The organism is Cupriavidus sp. H39, from assembly GCF_050271075.1.
Taxonomy (GTDB): Bacteria; Pseudomonadota; Gammaproteobacteria; order Burkholderiales; family Burkholderiaceae; genus Cupriavidus; species Cupriavidus necator_B.
Map to the genome: position 1 here is coordinate 162,953 of NZ_CP189847.1, position 15,148 is coordinate 178,100.

The 15,148-nt window shown below is 64.0% G+C and carries 11 protein-coding genes; 5 read left to right on the top strand and 6 right to left on the bottom strand.

What is annotated here, in order from left to right:
- Nucleotides 1–135 precede the first annotated feature (135 nt).
- From ACOCMH_RS13080 to ACOCMH_RS13105, 6 genes are all read right to left on the bottom strand, one after another.
- Nucleotides 136–1,266 carry an ATP-binding protein gene (locus tag ACOCMH_RS13080; RefSeq protein ID WP_427308650.1) on the bottom strand — a complete coding sequence of 377 codons (1,131 nt, stop codon included), beginning with the start codon at nucleotides 1,264–1,266 and terminating at the stop codon, nucleotides 136–138.
- Nucleotides 1,267–1,564: 298 nt separating this feature from the next.
- Nucleotides 1,565–1,993 carry a hypothetical protein gene (locus ACOCMH_RS13085; RefSeq protein ID WP_427308651.1) on the bottom strand — a complete coding sequence of 143 codons (429 nt, stop codon included), beginning with the start codon at nucleotides 1,991–1,993 and terminating at the stop codon, nucleotides 1,565–1,567.
- Between the two features lie 599 nt (nucleotides 1,994–2,592).
- The gene (locus tag ACOCMH_RS13090; protein WP_211983472.1) at nucleotides 2,593–3,780 is read right to left on the bottom strand and encodes an adenylate/guanylate cyclase domain-containing protein; all 1,188 of its coding nucleotides are present in this window, start codon (nucleotides 3,778–3,780) and stop codon (nucleotides 2,593–2,595) included.
- Entirely contained in the window at nucleotides 3,777–5,258 is a 1,482-nt protein-coding gene (locus ACOCMH_RS13095; RefSeq protein WP_427308653.1) for a hybrid sensor histidine kinase/response regulator, read from the bottom strand. Before ACOCMH_RS13095 ends, ACOCMH_RS13090 begins: the two co-directional genes overlap by 4 nt.
- Nucleotides 5,259–5,555: 297 nt before the next feature.
- Nucleotides 5,556–6,194, bottom strand: a complete 639-nt coding sequence (locus ACOCMH_RS13100) for a c-type cytochrome (RefSeq protein WP_211984284.1) — start codon at nucleotides 6,192–6,194, stop codon at nucleotides 5,556–5,558.
- A gap of 6 nt (nucleotides 6,195–6,200) precedes the next feature.
- Nucleotides 6,201–7,766, bottom strand: coding sequence for a flavin monoamine oxidase family protein (locus ACOCMH_RS13105; protein WP_427308655.1), 1,566 nt, complete (start codon nucleotides 7,764–7,766; stop codon nucleotides 6,201–6,203).
- 227 nt (nucleotides 7,767–7,993) lie between these two features.
- Here ACOCMH_RS13105 and ACOCMH_RS13110 point away from each other — a divergent pair, with 227 nt between their 5' ends.
- The 5 genes from ACOCMH_RS13110 (at nucleotide 7,994) to ACOCMH_RS13130 (ending at nucleotide 15,139) form a co-directional block, all read left to right on the top strand.
- Complete coding sequence (locus tag ACOCMH_RS13110; RefSeq protein WP_427308657.1) at nucleotides 7,994–8,827, top strand: phytanoyl-CoA dioxygenase family protein; 834 nt, start codon at nucleotides 7,994–7,996, stop codon at nucleotides 8,825–8,827.
- A gap of 33 nt (nucleotides 8,828–8,860) precedes the next feature.
- The gene (locus ACOCMH_RS13115; protein WP_427308658.1) at nucleotides 8,861–9,262 is read left to right on the top strand and encodes a RidA family protein; all 402 of its coding nucleotides are present in this window, start codon (nucleotides 8,861–8,863) and stop codon (nucleotides 9,260–9,262) included.
- Between the two features lie 132 nt (nucleotides 9,263–9,394).
- Entirely contained in the window at nucleotides 9,395–10,759 is a 1,365-nt protein-coding gene (locus tag ACOCMH_RS13120) for a DUF1329 domain-containing protein (RefSeq protein ID WP_427308660.1), read from the top strand.
- Between the two features lie 28 nt (nucleotides 10,760–10,787).
- On the top strand, nucleotides 10,788–12,761 hold the full coding sequence (locus tag ACOCMH_RS13125) for a DUF1302 domain-containing protein (protein WP_427308661.1): 1,974 nt from the start codon (nucleotides 10,788–10,790) through the stop codon (nucleotides 12,759–12,761).
- A complete protein-coding gene (locus tag ACOCMH_RS13130) occupies nucleotides 12,761–15,139 on the top strand; it encodes an efflux RND transporter permease subunit (RefSeq protein WP_427308663.1) in 2,379 nt (792 codons plus the stop codon). Before ACOCMH_RS13125 ends, ACOCMH_RS13130 begins: the two co-directional genes overlap by 1 nt.
- The last annotated feature ends 9 nt before the right edge of the window (nucleotides 15,140–15,148 follow it).

Here is a 15,148-nt window from a genome sequence, read left to right on the forward strand (position 1 = left end):
CGATCGTCGGTCGCCAGGCCGGCAGCGACCACGGATTACCGCTTCCGACCCCGAAGGCGCCATTTGAACTCTGCAGATGAATGGCGGCTTCCCACGCCGCATCGTGCCTCGCTGCAGCAACCTGTCGGTACCGCCTTACCGGCCGGGATCCCGCGGCAGTGACACTGAAAAGGTGGTCTCCATCCCATCGGATCGCGTTTCGATCGCACCGCGGTGAGCCTTGGCGATTTCGCTTGCGATATACAGACCTAATCCGAGGCTACCTCTTTGCTCATCTTCACTTCTCGGACGCGGTCCCCGCATTAGAGGGTCGAAGATGCTGGCCAGGGTTGCGGTTCCGATCGCAGCGCCGCGGTTGCTGACGTCGATACGGATATGTGTCGCATCGCCAGTCACCGTCACGCGTACCGGCGTATCGGGCGCCCCATACTGGATAGCATTGAGAACAAGATTGCCAAGCAATTGCTGGAGGCGAGAACCATCCCAATTCCCCTGCCCATCACCGCTCACCTGTAATTCGAGCTTCCTGTCAGGATGAATGGCGCGTAACGCGTCCAACTCATCAGCGAACACATCAGCCAAATTGACGTTCGAAGGTCTTACATTGACGCCCAAGCCAAGTTTGGTCCGGTTGAAATCAGTGAGGTCGTCAAGCAATGCTTGCATCCGGGCCCCGCTGCGTATCAGGCGCGCGGCTGCATTGGATACTTGCTCCCCGGCATTCAGTATCGCCAGATACGAAGCAGTGGCCTGAATTGCCTGGAGCGGGCTGCGCATGTCGTGCCCCAGCATTCCCAGCAGAAGGTTCCGATTCTGCTCAATCTGCGCGCTGAAAGACGTGACAGATTCGGCCAGTGCCTGATCGATCGCTTCATTAAAGCGAATAATGTCGTCCACAAAGGGAATTTCGGGCGCGCAGTCGTCCGTCCACAGGCGAAGCACGCTGGCACGCAGGGCGCGATACTCAGCGGCAAGCTGGTTCACGTTGAAGCCCTCCCGCGCCCGTAGAATGCCATGCTTTTGGGCGGCAGTTTCTCCAGCCGGATTGACAAGTCCAGCGCCCAGTCCCATTGACTTTGCGCGTTGGGCGTCCCGAGTTTGCGCTGTACGCAAGTCCGCTGCCACGTCTTTGAGCAGTTGTTCGACATGCTCGCGCAGTTCCGACGGTCCCATATGTTCCGCTGCCGGTACAAGGGTGGCCGCAAACGCCTCCCACTGTGCCGCAATCGGCTCAAGGTTTCCCAAGATAAAGTCTGAGAGCCGCATGGCTGCATCTCCGGACTGGTCAACGTTCCTGTGTTATAGGCATATAGTGACGGACTTCAATCGCAGAGTCTCGGTCGCGGCCGCTTGCCGTCGTGGCGCCGAGCCATGGAGCTGCTCAACTTCAGTAAGGTCAGCTTACCTTTTGCAATGCCACGATGTCCTAAGTCAAGCTCCACAGCCCGCGGTGGATGCCGTGGTGCCGAAGTAGGATGGTAGTGAGCTCCAGCGGGCTGTTCTCAAAGGTGGCTAGCGGCATGGTGGAGACCTGTAAGTGCTCGGGAGCGAGCAAGTCCCTGCGTTAAGCGCGTTCTTGGACTTCGGTTGCCTCCGCCCATGGGTCGTCGCTGTGAAGCAGCGCAAAATCATCGGGGAACAGCCCGCGAAAGGGCGGAGGGTATTGAAATGCCAGCACCGGTTCGAGTTCTCGCTGGTCAGTTACGACAAACACTTCAATGAGACGGCGTTGGCCGATGTAGTCCCGGGCATGAACGTAGTAGTACCTGACGTCCTGCCAGACCAATGACTCAGCAATGTAGGGCCCAACGATCCCCGGGATCAGGCTGAAGACCTTGAATTGCTCCAACGCCTGGTTGACATACTCGGCTTCGGATAACTCAGTCCCATGGCCGCTGCCGTGAGCCTGAGACGTCTGGCTTTCGTCATATTGTGATGTAAGGCGCCGTTGGAAAACCGCCTTCATTATTACGGCGACGTCCTGACGTGACAAGCCCACACGCCCGCATGATGGATTCTGTGGCTCGAAGGGCGGCGGCTCGGCCACTACACAGTCAGCTTTTCGGTGCCAAGGCGCTCAGGGCCGCAGATGCACCAGAACGGGGCGGTGCTGGCGGCGACAAGGAACCGGCAGCGTGCTCGACGTCGCCTACGTGGCAGGTGCGGGCGGGTGGCGTCCAGCCCGAACCAAATTATGTGGGTCCGGGACTTTTTCTGAGGGGCATTTGTCGGGGCTCTCCAACGGAGGTGATTGACGGTGTCCGACCCTTCTCGGTCAGCCGGCCTAATTGCAATTAAGGCCGGTAAGCAATCTGTAACGGCCATCCAGAATGATCTTCGTTGCAGCGGTGTACAGTAAGCGACCAGTTCATCTACTGCAATCGAGGGAGGGGATCTGGCGCTTCCTCACGAAGGAGGATCAGGGAAAGGCGTCGAAAATTAAGTGGGCGCGCTAGCGCGAGTACAGCACCGACTTCAGGCGAAGCTCCGGGCGAAGGACGAAACGAGCGTGAGCGGGGAATGGGCTCGAGCCTGTGTTAAGGCGGGCTGAAATCAATGGTGGAACCATGCGGCGTCGCGGCCAGCGGGCGATTACCGAGAGCCGTCAGTGGTTCGTCCAGCTACATACCATGTCCGTAGCTCGCCGATTCCCTTCGCGTTGATGGTTCCGCGCGCTTCCAGCAGGAAGGATTCCCCCAGCTGTTCCTTGGTGGCTTCCGATATCTGAACACGGCCGGCAATACCGTGGGACTCCATCCGGCTGGCAATATTGACGGTTTCGCCCCACAAGTCATAGATGAATTTTCGTCGGCCGATCACGCCGGCAACGACCGCGCCGCTGTGGATACCGACCCGCAGTTGCAAGCTGAAGCCGCTTTGCTGGTTAAACCGGGTCAGGAAATCCAGCATGTCCAGTGCCATGTGAGCGGCCCGGGCTGCGTGGTCGTCAGCAGGGACGGGAAGGCCGGCCGCTGCCATATAGGCGTCGCCGATCGTTTTGATCTTCTCCAGCCCGCGGTTCTCCGCGATATCGTCAAACTCAGCGAAGATCTCGTTTAGTACGGCTACCAGGCCTTCGGGGCTCAGGGCAGGAGAGAAGCAGGTGAACTGGACGAGGTCGGCAAACAGCACCGACACTTCCTCGAACCTGTCGGCAATGATTTCGGGCGGACCGGGGGCGATGAGATCGAATCGCAGCTTCAACCGTTCGGCAACGGGCGCCGGCAGTACATTAAGGAGCAGTCGTTCGGTGACCTGTTGCTCGCGAACAAGTTTTTCGTAGAGCTGCCTGAGTTCATCGCTTTGGTGAACGATCGTTTCCCTGCTCGCTTCCAGTTCACATACCTTGCGCTCGAGTTCCTCGCCGTACCGCAGGGACTCACAGTGGAGCAGGCGCACTTCCAACATGTTCCTTACCCGCATCAGCACCTCGCCGAGGTCGAACGGCTTGCTCACGAAATCTCTCGCTCCGGCCCGAAGTGCTCGCAGCTTGTGATCGGGCTGGGCGGTGATGACGATCACCGGCAGGTAGCTTTCCGGCTGTACGGCCTGGAGGTGCTCCATGACTTCGAAGCCATCCATGCCCGGCATCTGGAGATCCAGCACAATCAGGTCATAGTGATTCCTGCGGTGAAGCTCGCCGACCGTGCGTGGATCGGTGGTTGCCTCGACACGGGTGTAGCCGGCCCCATGCAGCATGGCCTCGAGCAGCAGGACGTTGGCCTCGAGATCGTCAACGACCAGGATTCTTGCAGCGAGGATATCCGCCGTGTCGATCATGGCAAGCTGGTTCGCGGCGGTTCCAGCGCAGCGTTCAGTGCGTCCATGAACTCCTGAATCCTGATCGGCTTGGTCAGGTATCGAAAGAATCCTGCCTTCACGCCACGCTCGATGTCGCGCGGCATCGCGTTGGCACTGAGGGCGATGACCGGGATATGCCGCGTCACTGGGTCGTCGCGCAGGCGCGCCAGTGCGTCGATGCCGTTGATGTCGGGCAAATGGATGTCCATCACGATCACCTCGGGCAGGGCAGTGCGCGCAAGTTCGACGCCGAGCGTCCCCGTGGCCGCGGACAACAAACGCACATCTGCCCGGCGCGCGACAAGTTGCTCAAGGAGCTTGAGGTTCGCCGGATTGTCTTCCACATACAGCAAGGTATGCATCGTGCTCGAAGATTCGACACGCGCCCGGACGGGCGCGGCGGTGTCCGTGCTTTCGCGAGAGATTGCCGGAGGGGCGGCGGCGGGCAGTTCGACCCGAAACACGCTGCCCACGCCGGGCGTGCTTTCAACGTCGATGGTCCCACCCATCAGCTCGGCCAGTCGCCTGGCTACCACGAGCCCGATCCCGGTGCCCTCCACGGGGCCCGCCTCATGTCCGAGGCGGTTGAACGGCTGGAATAGCTGAGCGAGCCGTTCCGGTGTCAACCCCGTGCCGGTGTCGCGCACGCTGACGCATACGCGATGTCCCGTCGTCGTCACCTGCACATCGACCGAGCCCCGGTCCCGGTTGTACTTGATGGCATTGGAAAGCAGGTTGAGAAGGATCTGCTTCAGGCGGGTCCGGTCGGCACGGACGAAGCAGGGTGGCGTGGCCGCGGGAAACCGCATGCGGACCGCGCGTTTCACTGCTTGCTGCTCAAGCATTGCCTGGCACTCGTGCAAGGTGTCGATGACCGAAACCGGCTCGGGGGACAGCGACGCCTGGCCGGCTTCTATTCTGGCCAGGTCAAGCACTTCGTTGATGAGCTCCAGCAAATGCCAGCCCGCTTTCAGGATCTGGTCGATGCTGGCCTGCTGCGACGCAGTCGGAGGCGGAGACTCGGAGGCCATCACCTGCGCGAAGCCAAGGATGGCGTTCAGCGGATTGCGCAACTCATGGCTCATGTTCGACAGGAATTCCGTCTTGGCATGATTGGCGCTTTCAGCGGACGCCTGGGCTTGCTTCAGCGCTTCGATATCCGTGCTGGATGCGAGCCATTTCACGATCTTGCCGTCGGCATCCTTCAATGGCGACCCGCGTTCGAGGTGCCACCGGTAGGCGCCATCGGATGCCCGTTTCAGGCGATATTCGATCTCGTATTCGCGGCCCTGCGCCACCGCGTCTGCCCAGCGGCCGAGATTGCGCGCGATGTCCTCGGGGTGGACGGCCGATTTCCAGGCGCCGGACCGGGTCTGGTCGAGGCCAAGGCCGGTATAGCTGGTCCACCGCCGGTTGCAGTAATCGATCTGACCATCCGCATCGGCGGTCATGATCATGTGAGGAATGCCATCGGCTAGCTGCCTGAAGTGCGGCTCGAACTGCCTGAAGTCGAGGGCGGAAAGGCGATCCTTTCCCGCTCCGCCGTGAGTCTGCCTGCGCATGATCTACCCCCGCAGTCCGCGGGCTGGCGCCTGGCATGCAAGCGGCGATGGCAGGCCGGCCGGAATCCGCGTCTCAGGGAAAGAATACGCCCAGCCACTGCCGGTGCAAACCGGCCGGGGCGGTGAAGTCGCTGGTCAACTCGTAAGTCGATAGTGCACCACTCCAGGCAGCTCAACCGAGGCTGGATGCCACTACATCCTGGCGAGATAGCGGGCCACGGCCGGGATGTCTTCGTTCGACAAGGTGGCGGCAATGCCGTCCATCGCGCCGGTCGCGTCATGGCGCTTGCCGCTCTTGTACGCCGCAAGTTGGTGAGCTAGGTAATGCTCTCCCTGGCCGGCGAGACGCGGTGCCAGCGCCTTGCCCGTCAGTGCTTCCCCATGGCAGGCCTGGCAGCTGCGCGCCTGGACCACGGCCTTGCCGCGCGCTTCGAGCGCGGCGCTCTCCATCGCGTCCGTGCTGTCGGCCGGTGCCTGCCTTGCGTAGTAGGCTGCCAGTGACCGGATCTGCTCGTCGGTCAGGCTCCTGGCAAGTGGCCCCATGGTCGGGTTGTCGCGCTGCCCGCTGGCGAACGCGCGCAGCTGCGCCTCGAGATACGCTGCCGGCTGCCCGGCCAGGGCCGGGTACTCTGCGTTCCGGGATTGCCCTTGCGGACCATGGCAGGCAAAGCAGGTCTCCGCAAATTGCGGCCAGGGGCCGCCATTGGCCTGGCTTGCCCTGGCCTGATTGTCCAGTGCCGAGCCGAATCGATGGTAGTCCACCAGTTCGGGAACGAGGAATGCGGCCGCTGCCGCCACTACCGCGGCCGTCGCGAGCATCATGCGCTTCATCTTCATTTATGCCTCCGGGACGGGAGAGGGCAGCGGCGCTTGCAGCGCGCCGAGTGCCTGCAGGGCGGCACGGTGTCCCGAGCGCACGGCGCCGTCCATGGCGCCGGCCCAGATGTCGGCCGTCTCGGTCCCCGACCAGATCAGCCGGCCCAGCGGTGGATGCAGGTGTTGGCCGAGTTTCGTCCAGAAGCCGGCGGGCATCGGGTTGATGCAGCTCATCGACCAGGGGTCGATCTCGCCCCAGTCAAGGTCGTGGTATTGCGTGGGCTTCAGCGCCTGGTCTCCGAATGCCCTGGCATAGATGGCGGACAGGATGGGCTCGGCGGCGTTCGGGTCGGCCGGCAGGTAGCCGGGTTTGACGAAGGCGCTGAGCACGCCGACCGAGCCGTCCGGCGGCGAGTTGTCGACCGACCAGATCAGCGGGCCGTCGAGCGGCACCACCTGGCCGTTGAAGCCTTTCTCGCGCCAGAACGGCTGTGGGTAGACATGTGCGGCCTTGCGCATGGGCGCATGGGCAGGCCACGCCCGGTGCAACTGGGCCCGGCCGGGAGGCAGGGGGGGATCGAACACAATCTGCTGGCACAGCGCCGGATTTAGCGCGGCAATCACGTGACGCGCGCGCACCACGCCGTGATCGGTGTGCAGTTCGACGATCTCGCGGTCCCAGCCCACGATCTTGCGCACCGGGCAGGACAGCCGGACCTTGTCGCCGAGGTCTTGCGCCATCCGGATGCTGAGAATCTGCGAGCCGCCGACGAAGCGGGTTTCCTGTGCGCCGTCCTTGATCTTCTCGAGCGTGTCGTAGTCACTGTTCGCGCTGTTGATCACGGACAGATAGTGCAACAACCCGAGTTGTGCGGGCGGCGCGCCGAGCGACAGGGTCGCCGCCATGCTGAAGGAGAACTTCTCCTCGTTGCTCAGGCCTTGCCGCGCCAGCCAGTCGCCAAGCGTCAGCTTGTCGTATTCCGCCGCTTTCGACGCCTTCCATGGCGCGCCGCTGGGCACGCCGCGCGCCATCTCGCTGAGCCTGGCGGCAACCTGTCCCTGCGCACCGATGCCCCCATGCAGGTCCTGGGTCACGCGGATGTTGTCGGCGAGGAATACGGTCTTGCCGGCGTAATAGGTGCCGAAGGTCTCGACGCCGAGCTCGCGCGCCAGGTCGGCAATGGCGGTCTGGCCGGGGCCGATCCACTGGCCGCCCGCTTCGGAAACCACGCTGTTGCCGAGGTCGTGGTTATAGGTGCGGCCACCGACGCGGTTGCGCGCCTCCAGCACCACGAAGGACTGGCAGCCGGCGCGCTGCAGGTCGCGCGCGGCGGTCAGTCCGGCCAGGCCGGCGCCGAGGATGGCCACGTCCAGCACGTCGCGCTGAGCGCGTGCAGCGCCCGCGCGCAGGGGTGCGGCGCTGGCGGCATGCGGTGCGGCAGCTACCGCTAGCGATGCCGCCGCCGCCGCTGCCGCAATGCCGAGCAGCCGGCGCCGCGTGTGTGAGTCCGGCCCGGAGCCGGGCGCCCTGTCCTGTATCGCCTCGACCTGTGCCGCGCCATCCCGGCGCCTTGTGTGCTCGCTCATTGTTCGGTGAAAGCCAAAAGTAGTATATGAGTGTAAATATAGGACGAAAAGACAAACAAGTCAAAAGACCGCGGTGTAGGTGGTTTCGGCATCGCTTCGCGCCATGAATGACGAGTCAGGGCAGGGAATACCCTGTCTTTTTTCTTCTTTCGATATTTGTCATAGTGACCTAACTTTGGTGTGTTGGCCTATTAACGAATCGGCCTCGGAACGACAGGAGTTCACCCATGGATCAATCCAAGCGCAAGGCTTTCGCGGAGGACGGGGCCGTCCTTATCGAAGGCTGTCTCAATTCGGAACAGCTGGCGCTGTGCCGGCAGGCGTTCGACTGGGGCATCGAGAACCCCGGTCCCAATGCGCACAGCCTGTTCGACGGCTCGGTGCAGAAGTCGCATGTCGACAACGCAAATCCCTTTGCCAAGGGCAGGCTGGATGAACTGGCCGCCGCGCTGCCCTTTGGCAGGTTGTTTGCCGACCTGTGGGGCTCCGAGCACGTCTGGTATTTCGCCGAGGAACTGTTCCTGAAGGCCGGCGGCAACGCAGGGCGCTCGCCCTGGCATCAGGACACTTCCTATCTCCCCTGGGCCGGCAAGCACTTCGCCAACGCCTGGATCAGTTTCGAAGCGGTACCCAAACGCAACGCGCTGGAGATCGTCCGCGGCTCGCATCTCGGCACGCGCCACGACGGCAGCACCTTCCAGAACCCTGACGATCCCACCGAACCCTTGCACGGTGGTGACGCCTGGCCGCAGCTGCCGAATATTGAGGCCGAGCGCCGTGCCAATCCCGATGCCTACGACATCGTCTCCTGGGCGACTAGGCCCGGCGACGTGCTGCTCCTGCACCCCGGCGTGCTGCATGGGGGCGGTGCCGTCGACGCCGATTTCCCGGATCGCCACACCCTGGTGATGCGCTTCTTTGGTGACGATGCGGTTTTCAGCCCCCTGCCGGAGCACAGCGATGCGGGCTTCACGCCGGCGGGCGTCCTGTTTGTAGAGGAACTGGCATCGCTGAAGGCGGGCGATCCGTTCCGTTCCTCCTGCTTCCGTCAGATCTTCTAAGCCAAGGCCCTCGCTGACATGACGACTCCCACCATGAACCGAACGTCCATCATTCCACCCGGCGCAGAGGCGCTGTACGACGCCCTTCATTTTTCACCCGCGACGCGGGTCGGCGACACCATCTGGGTCTCCGGGCAGGTCGGCATCGACGCCACCATGCGCCCGGCAGAAGGCATGGAGGCACAGGCGCGGCTAGCCTTCGAGTCGCTGAAAGGGGTGCTGGCGGCCGCCGGCGCGAGCCTGGCCGACGTGGTCGAACTGACGACCTACCACACCAGCTTTCGCAGCGAGCTCGCCGGCTTCACCAGGGTGAAGGACGAGTACATCCCGAATCGCTATCCGTCCTGGACTGCGGTCGGCGTGGCCGAGCTGGCGCTGCCGGGGCTTTGCATCGAGATCCAGGCGGTTGCGGTAGTTGGCTGCGGCCAGGCCTGAGAGCGCTCGCTGGCGGGCAACCCCGCCATTTTTTGCGCCCTATGTTTGTCATAGTGTCCTATGTTAGGCACTTTGTTTAAAAAATAAGAAGCCGGGACAGTAACCGGTTGAACCTGGTGGTAGGAGACACAGATGAAATACACGACGTGGTTGATCAGCGCGACCGTTGCGCTCGGCGGCGCAGCTTACGCCGCCGCTCCCGAACAGGACATGGCCCGGTTTGGCAAGGACCTTACCCCGGTGGGTGCCGAGCGTGCCGGCAACAAGGACGGGTCCATTCCGGAATGGACCGGTGGCGACATGAAGGCGCCAGGCGGCTGGAAGCCCGGCACGCCGCGCCCCGACCCCTATGCGAACGACAAGCGCCTGCTGTCGATCGACGCGTCCAATGTCGACCGCTACAAGGACAAGCTCGCCCCCGGGCAGGTCGAGATGGTGAAGACGATCCCGGGCTACCGCATGGACGTCTATACGACGCGCCGTTCCTGTGGCTTCCCCGACTTCTACTACGAGCGCACGAAGAAGAATGCGGCGAGCGCCAGGCTTGCCGACAACGGCCAGAACCTGGCCGAGGCGCTCGGTGCCGGCGTGCCTTTCCCGATCCCGCAGAACGGCGTCGAAGCGATGTGGAACCACAAGCTGCACTGGAAGGGCGAGGGCTTTCAGATGAGCTACGCCGGCTATATCCCGCCCAAAGGCGGCGACGGCATCGGCGAGCCGCTCGGCCAGGAGGAATGGCAGACGTCGCCGATGTGGTCGCCGTCGAACAAGGGCGTCGCCGACGCGCGCGGCATCGAAAGCCTGTACCTCAACACCTTCACCAGCCCGCCGTCGATCGCCGGGGATGCCACGCTCACGCAGTACAAGTTCGCCGAGGCCAATGACGTCTGGCTGTACTTCGCCAGCCAGCGCCGCGTGCGCCGCGCGCCGACGTACCAGTACGACGCGCCACAGCTCAATACGGAGAATCTGCTGACGGTCGACCAGTACATGCAGTTCAACGGCCCGCTGGACCGCTACGACTGGAAGCTGGTCGGCAAGAAGGAGATGTACGTCCCGTACAACACCTATCGCCTCAATTCTTCCGCAAACAAGGTCGAGGATGTCGTCAAGCCGAAGTTCCTCAGCCGCGACCATACGCGCTACGAGCTGCACCGCATGTGGGTGGTGGAGGCCACGCTCAAGTCCGGCATGCGCCATACCTTCCCCAAGCGCGTGTTCTACCTCGATGAGGACACCTGGACCATCCTGGTGGAAGACATGTACGACGCGCAGGGGAAGGTCTGGCGCACGACCGAGATGGGGCCGTACATGGCCTGGGAAATTCCGGCCTGCGTGTGGGCGGCCAACACCAGCTATGACCACCAGACCCGGCGCGCGGTGCTCGACCGCGTGGTCGCAGGCCGCAAGGAGCCGGACTGGCTGGCCACGCGCGAAGGACGCCTGAAAGAGAAGACCTTCGAGCCGGACGGCCTGCGCCGATTCACCACGCGCTAAGCGATCACACGGGTACGGAGAGGCCATCATGAAACTGCGTGATCACGCGGGACCGGTCGCCGGGGCGATCGGCAGGGCGAGTGCGAATGCATGTGCAAGCGCAAGGAAACTGGACCGGAAGCTGGTCTGCACCGCGATCGTCGGCGTGCTGGCTGGGGCCAATGCAGGAGCGGCCCGCGCCGCGCAATGGACGCTCGACAACGGCTGGCAGGTGGCCTTCGACTCGACGGTGTCGTTCGGCGTGGCGGTGCGCACGTCGAAAACGAACTGCAGCTTCGTCGGCAATGACAACGGCGGTTGCGTCGGCGACGCCCCGACGCCGCTGCAGCAGAGCAACCCGGCCGTGTTCTCGTCGAGCCTGGACGTGCTGCGCGTGAACCAGGACGACGGCAACCTGAACTACAAGCGCTGGCAGCCGGTGTCCGCCAATGCGCAGTGGACCAGCGACCTGTACGTCAAGGCGTCCGACGGCTGGAGCGGGCTGCTGCGCGGCGTGGTCAACTACGACTTCGCGGTCGACCACACCCGGCGCAGCGACCTCGACCCGTCGGCGCGCAACTTTGCCACCAGCAACCCGCGCCTGCTCGACGCCTACGTGACTAAGGAGTTCGAGGTCGGCGACCAGCAGGCGCGCGTGCGCGTCGGCAACCAGGTGCTGAGCTGGGGTGAAAACCTCTACATCCCGGGCGGCGTGAACTCGATCAACCCGATCTACCTGCCGTCGGCGCACCAGCCCGGCACGCCGCTGAAGAACCTGTTCATTCCGTCGCCGATGGTGTCGGCCAGCTCGTCGCTGGGCCCGGACCTGGGCATCGAGGCCTTCTACCAGTGGAAGTGGAACAGCTTCGTGTTCGATGCGCCCGGCACGTTCTTCTCGACCAGCGACTTCGTCGGCAGTGGCGGCCGCGGTCTCTATATACCGACCTCGACGCTCAACGCGGCGCTGGGTGCCGCCGGCGTGCCGCCATTTCCGCGCGCCACCATCGGCGACAACGGCACCAGGATCGTCGGCATCAATCCCGCGACCGGGCTGCCCTACAACCGCCGTCTGAGTGCCGGGGAACTTGCGGACCCCGCCACCAACCCGGTGGGGCCGCTGCTTGGCACCGGCACATTCATCCCACGCGGCCCGGACAACAAGCCGACCAACGCCGGGCAGGGCGGGCTGGCGCTGCGCTACAAGTTCCCCGACAGCGGCAACGAGCTCGGCATCTACTACCAGCACTACAGCGACAAGGTGCCGTTCGTCAGCTATCAGGTGGGCAACACGACGGCCAACCCCTTCGGCTGGCAGGCGTCGCTCGACTACGTCAAGAACCGCGACCTGTTCGGCCTGTCGTACAACTTCCAGGCGGGCGAATGGGTGATCGGCACAGAACTGTCCTATCGCCCGCGGGATGGCGTTGCGATCGACCCCACCGCGGTGATCGATCCGGGCAACCCGTACTACTGCAATGCGCTGGCCGATTTCACGGTGAAGCCGGTCGGCAGCAGCTGCAAGGGCTGGGTCGACACGCAGCACTACCAGCTGCACCTGACAGGCATCCACATCATGTCGCCGTCGGGATCCTTCGGCTGGCTGCTGCGTGCGCTGGGCGCGAGCGAGGGCACGCTCACCGCCGAGGGCTCGCTGGCCTACTACCCGAAGCTGAAGCTCAACGCCGGCATCCCGTATGCGGTCACCGCTGACTACAAGCTGCCGACCAGGCTGTCGGCGGGCATGGTGCTGGCGGCATCGGTGACCTATCCCAACATCTTCGGCACGCGCGCGTCGCTGTCGCCGGATATCGCGGTCATGCAGGGCGTCGGCGGCTATTCGGCAACGGCACTGCCGGGCTTCATACAGGGCGCGGGCGCCGCCGTGATCGGCGCGACCATCGACTTCAAGACCAAGCCGGAAACGAAGATGCGCCTGGACTACACCCACAACTGGGGCGGTAGCGGCAGCAACCTGCTGCGCGACCGCGACTTCTTTTCCCTCAGCATGACCACCGCCTTCTGATGCTTGCACGCCTGTTAACCCGTCTAGAAGCTGCCCTGTTCGGGCATCGCCTTCCATTCCTGCTGCTGCTGGCGGGCTTCACGGCCGTCATGGGCGTGCTGGGGGCGAAGCTCGAGCTCGAAGCCGGCTTCGAAAAGCAGCTGCCGCAGGGCCATGAGTACATCAAGACCTTCGAGCAGTACCGCCACCAGCTGTTCGGCGCCAACCGGCTGACCATCGCCGTCCATGCCCGCGACGGCGACATCTGGAACGCGCAGGCGCTGACCCAGGTGCTCAAGGTAACCGAAGCCGTCACCTACCTGCCCGGCGTGGACCGGGCGAGCGTGACTTCGCTGTGGACGCCGAACGTCTTCTTCACCGAGATCACCGAAGACGGCTTCCGCGCCGAGGCGGTGACCGGCGGAGACGTCGTGCCGGAGAAGCTGTCGGCCGAGGTGATCGGCATGGTCCGCCAGCGTGCCACCGCCGGGGGCCATATCGGCACGCTGGTCGCGCGCGACCAGACCAGCGCGCTGATCACCGCCGAGCTTGGTGATGTCGACCCGGCCACGGGCAGGAAGCTCGACTATATCCAGTTCAACCGCTTGCTGGAGGAGAAGATCCGGCGCCCGTTCGAGAATGACAAGGTCGAGATCCAGATCATCGGGTTTGCCAAGCAGACCGGCGACATCGCCGACCGCGCGGCCGACGTGGCACGCTTCTTCGCCATCGCCTTCCTGCTCACCGGGCTCGCCGTGTACTGGTACTGCCGCTCGCTCCGCCTGACGCTGCTGCCGCTCGCGTGCTCGCTGGTGTCGCTGGTGTGGCAGTTCGGCACGCTGCGCCTGCTCGGATACGGGCTTGATCCGCTGGCGATCCTGGTGCCGTTCCTGGTGTTCGCCATCGGCGTCTCGCACGGTATCCAGCAGATCAACTTCATCGTGCGTGAAGTTGCGCAGGGAACCGATTCCGCCATGGCCGCGCGGCGCAGCTTCACGGGCCTGCTGATTCCAGGCTCGCTCGCGCTGATCACCGCGCTGGTCAGCTTCGTCACGCTGCTCCTGATTCCGATCCCGATGATCCGTGAGCTGGCGCTGACCGCGGCGATCGGCGTGGGCTACAAGATCGTCACTAACCTGATGATGCTGCCGGTGGCCGCGTCGTACTTCCGCTTTTCGCCGGAGTTCGCGCGCCGGTCCCTGGCCCGGCGTGAACGCCATAACTTGTGGCTGGAAGCCATCGCCCGCATCGCGCGGCCGCGCAACGCCGCGATGGTGACGCTTGCCGGCGCGGTGGTCTTCGGCCTGGCGGTTTGGCAGAGCCAGGGGCGCCACATCGGCAGCCTGCAGGCGGGCGCGCCGGAACTGAGCGCGGACTCGCGCTACAACCTCGACGTGGCGGCGATCGTCGACCGCTTCGACGTGGGCCTGGACTGGCTGACCGTCGTGTTCGAGGCGAGACCGGAGCACAAGGGCGAAGTCTGTTCGCGCGCCGACGAGCTGCTGTTCATCGACGACTTTGCCTGGCGCATGGGCAGCGTGCCCGGGGTCGTGTCGACCGACTCGCTGGCCGCGCAGCTCAAGCTCTACAACGTCGGCATGAACGAGGGCAGCCCCAAGATGGCGACCGTGACGCGCGACCCGCGCGGCCTCGGCTCGCAGTTCCAGGGCGTGAACAACCGCATCGCCGGCCTGTCGTCGATCGACTGCCGCGTGCAGGGCGTCAACCTCTACCTGCCGGACCACCGCGCCACGACGATCAAGAGGGTGGTGGAGGCGGTGAAGGATTTCCGCGACGCCAACCGGATCGACGGCGTGCACGTGCGCCTGGCGAGCGGCAACGCGGGCGTGCAGGCCGCCACCAACGAGGTGCTGGAGGCAAGCGAGCTGCCGATGATGCTCTACGTCTACGCCGCCATCCTGATCCTGGTGTTCCTGGTCTACCGCGACTGGCGCGCGATGATCGCCTGCTGCCTGCCGCTGACCGTCGCGACGTGGATCGGCTACTGGTTCATGAAGAAGCTGGAGATCGGGCTGACCGTGGCCACGCTGCCGGTGATGGTGCTCGCGGTCGGCGTTGGCGTGGACTACGCCTTCTACATCTACAACCGCCTGCAGGTGCAGCTTGCGCACGGTCTGGAGTTCACCCGGGCACTCGAGCTGGCGATGAAGGAGACCGGGCTTGCCACCGTGTTCACCGCCATCACGCTGTCGGTCGGCGTGGCCACGTGGACGTTCTCGAGCCTCAAGTTCCAGGCCGACATGGGCGCGCTGCTGACCTTCATGTTCATCGTGAACATGGTGATGGCCATCACGCTGCTGCCCGCCTTCGCGGCGATGCTCGAGAAATTCTTCCCGCGGCGTGGACCGGTGTACATGCCGGAAATTCTGAAGCACTAGGACACAACG

Bases quoted from the DNA above. Each gene is read 5' to 3' on its own strand.
- ACOCMH_RS13105 (WP_427308655.1), bottom strand. From the start codon at position 7,766: ATGAGCGAGCACACAAGGCGCCGGGATGGCGCGGCACAGGTCGAGGCG.
- ACOCMH_RS13130 (WP_427308663.1), top strand. From the start codon at position 12,761: ATGCTTGCACGCCTGTTAACCCGTCTAGAAGCTGCCCTGTTCGGGCAT.
- ACOCMH_RS13090 (WP_211983472.1), bottom strand. From the start codon at position 3,780: ATGATCGACACGGCGGATATCCTCGCTGCAAGAATCCTGGTCGTTGAC.
- ACOCMH_RS13080 (WP_427308650.1), bottom strand. From the start codon at position 1,266: ATGCGGCTCTCAGACTTTATCTTGGGAAACCTTGAGCCGATTGCGGCA.
- ACOCMH_RS13095 (WP_427308653.1), bottom strand. From the start codon at position 5,258: ATGATCATGACCGCCGATGCGGATGGTCAGATCGATTACTGCAACCGG.
- ACOCMH_RS13100 (WP_211984284.1), bottom strand. From the start codon at position 6,194: ATGAAGCGCATGATGCTCGCGACGGCCGCGGTAGTGGCGGCAGCGGCC.
- ACOCMH_RS13125 (WP_427308661.1), top strand. From the start codon at position 10,788: ATGAAACTGCGTGATCACGCGGGACCGGTCGCCGGGGCGATCGGCAGG.
- ACOCMH_RS13110 (WP_427308657.1), top strand. From the start codon at position 7,994: ATGGATCAATCCAAGCGCAAGGCTTTCGCGGAGGACGGGGCCGTCCTT.
- ACOCMH_RS13120 (WP_427308660.1), top strand. From the start codon at position 9,395: ATGAAATACACGACGTGGTTGATCAGCGCGACCGTTGCGCTCGGCGGC.
- ACOCMH_RS13115 (WP_427308658.1), top strand. From the start codon at position 8,861: ATGAACCGAACGTCCATCATTCCACCCGGCGCAGAGGCGCTGTACGAC.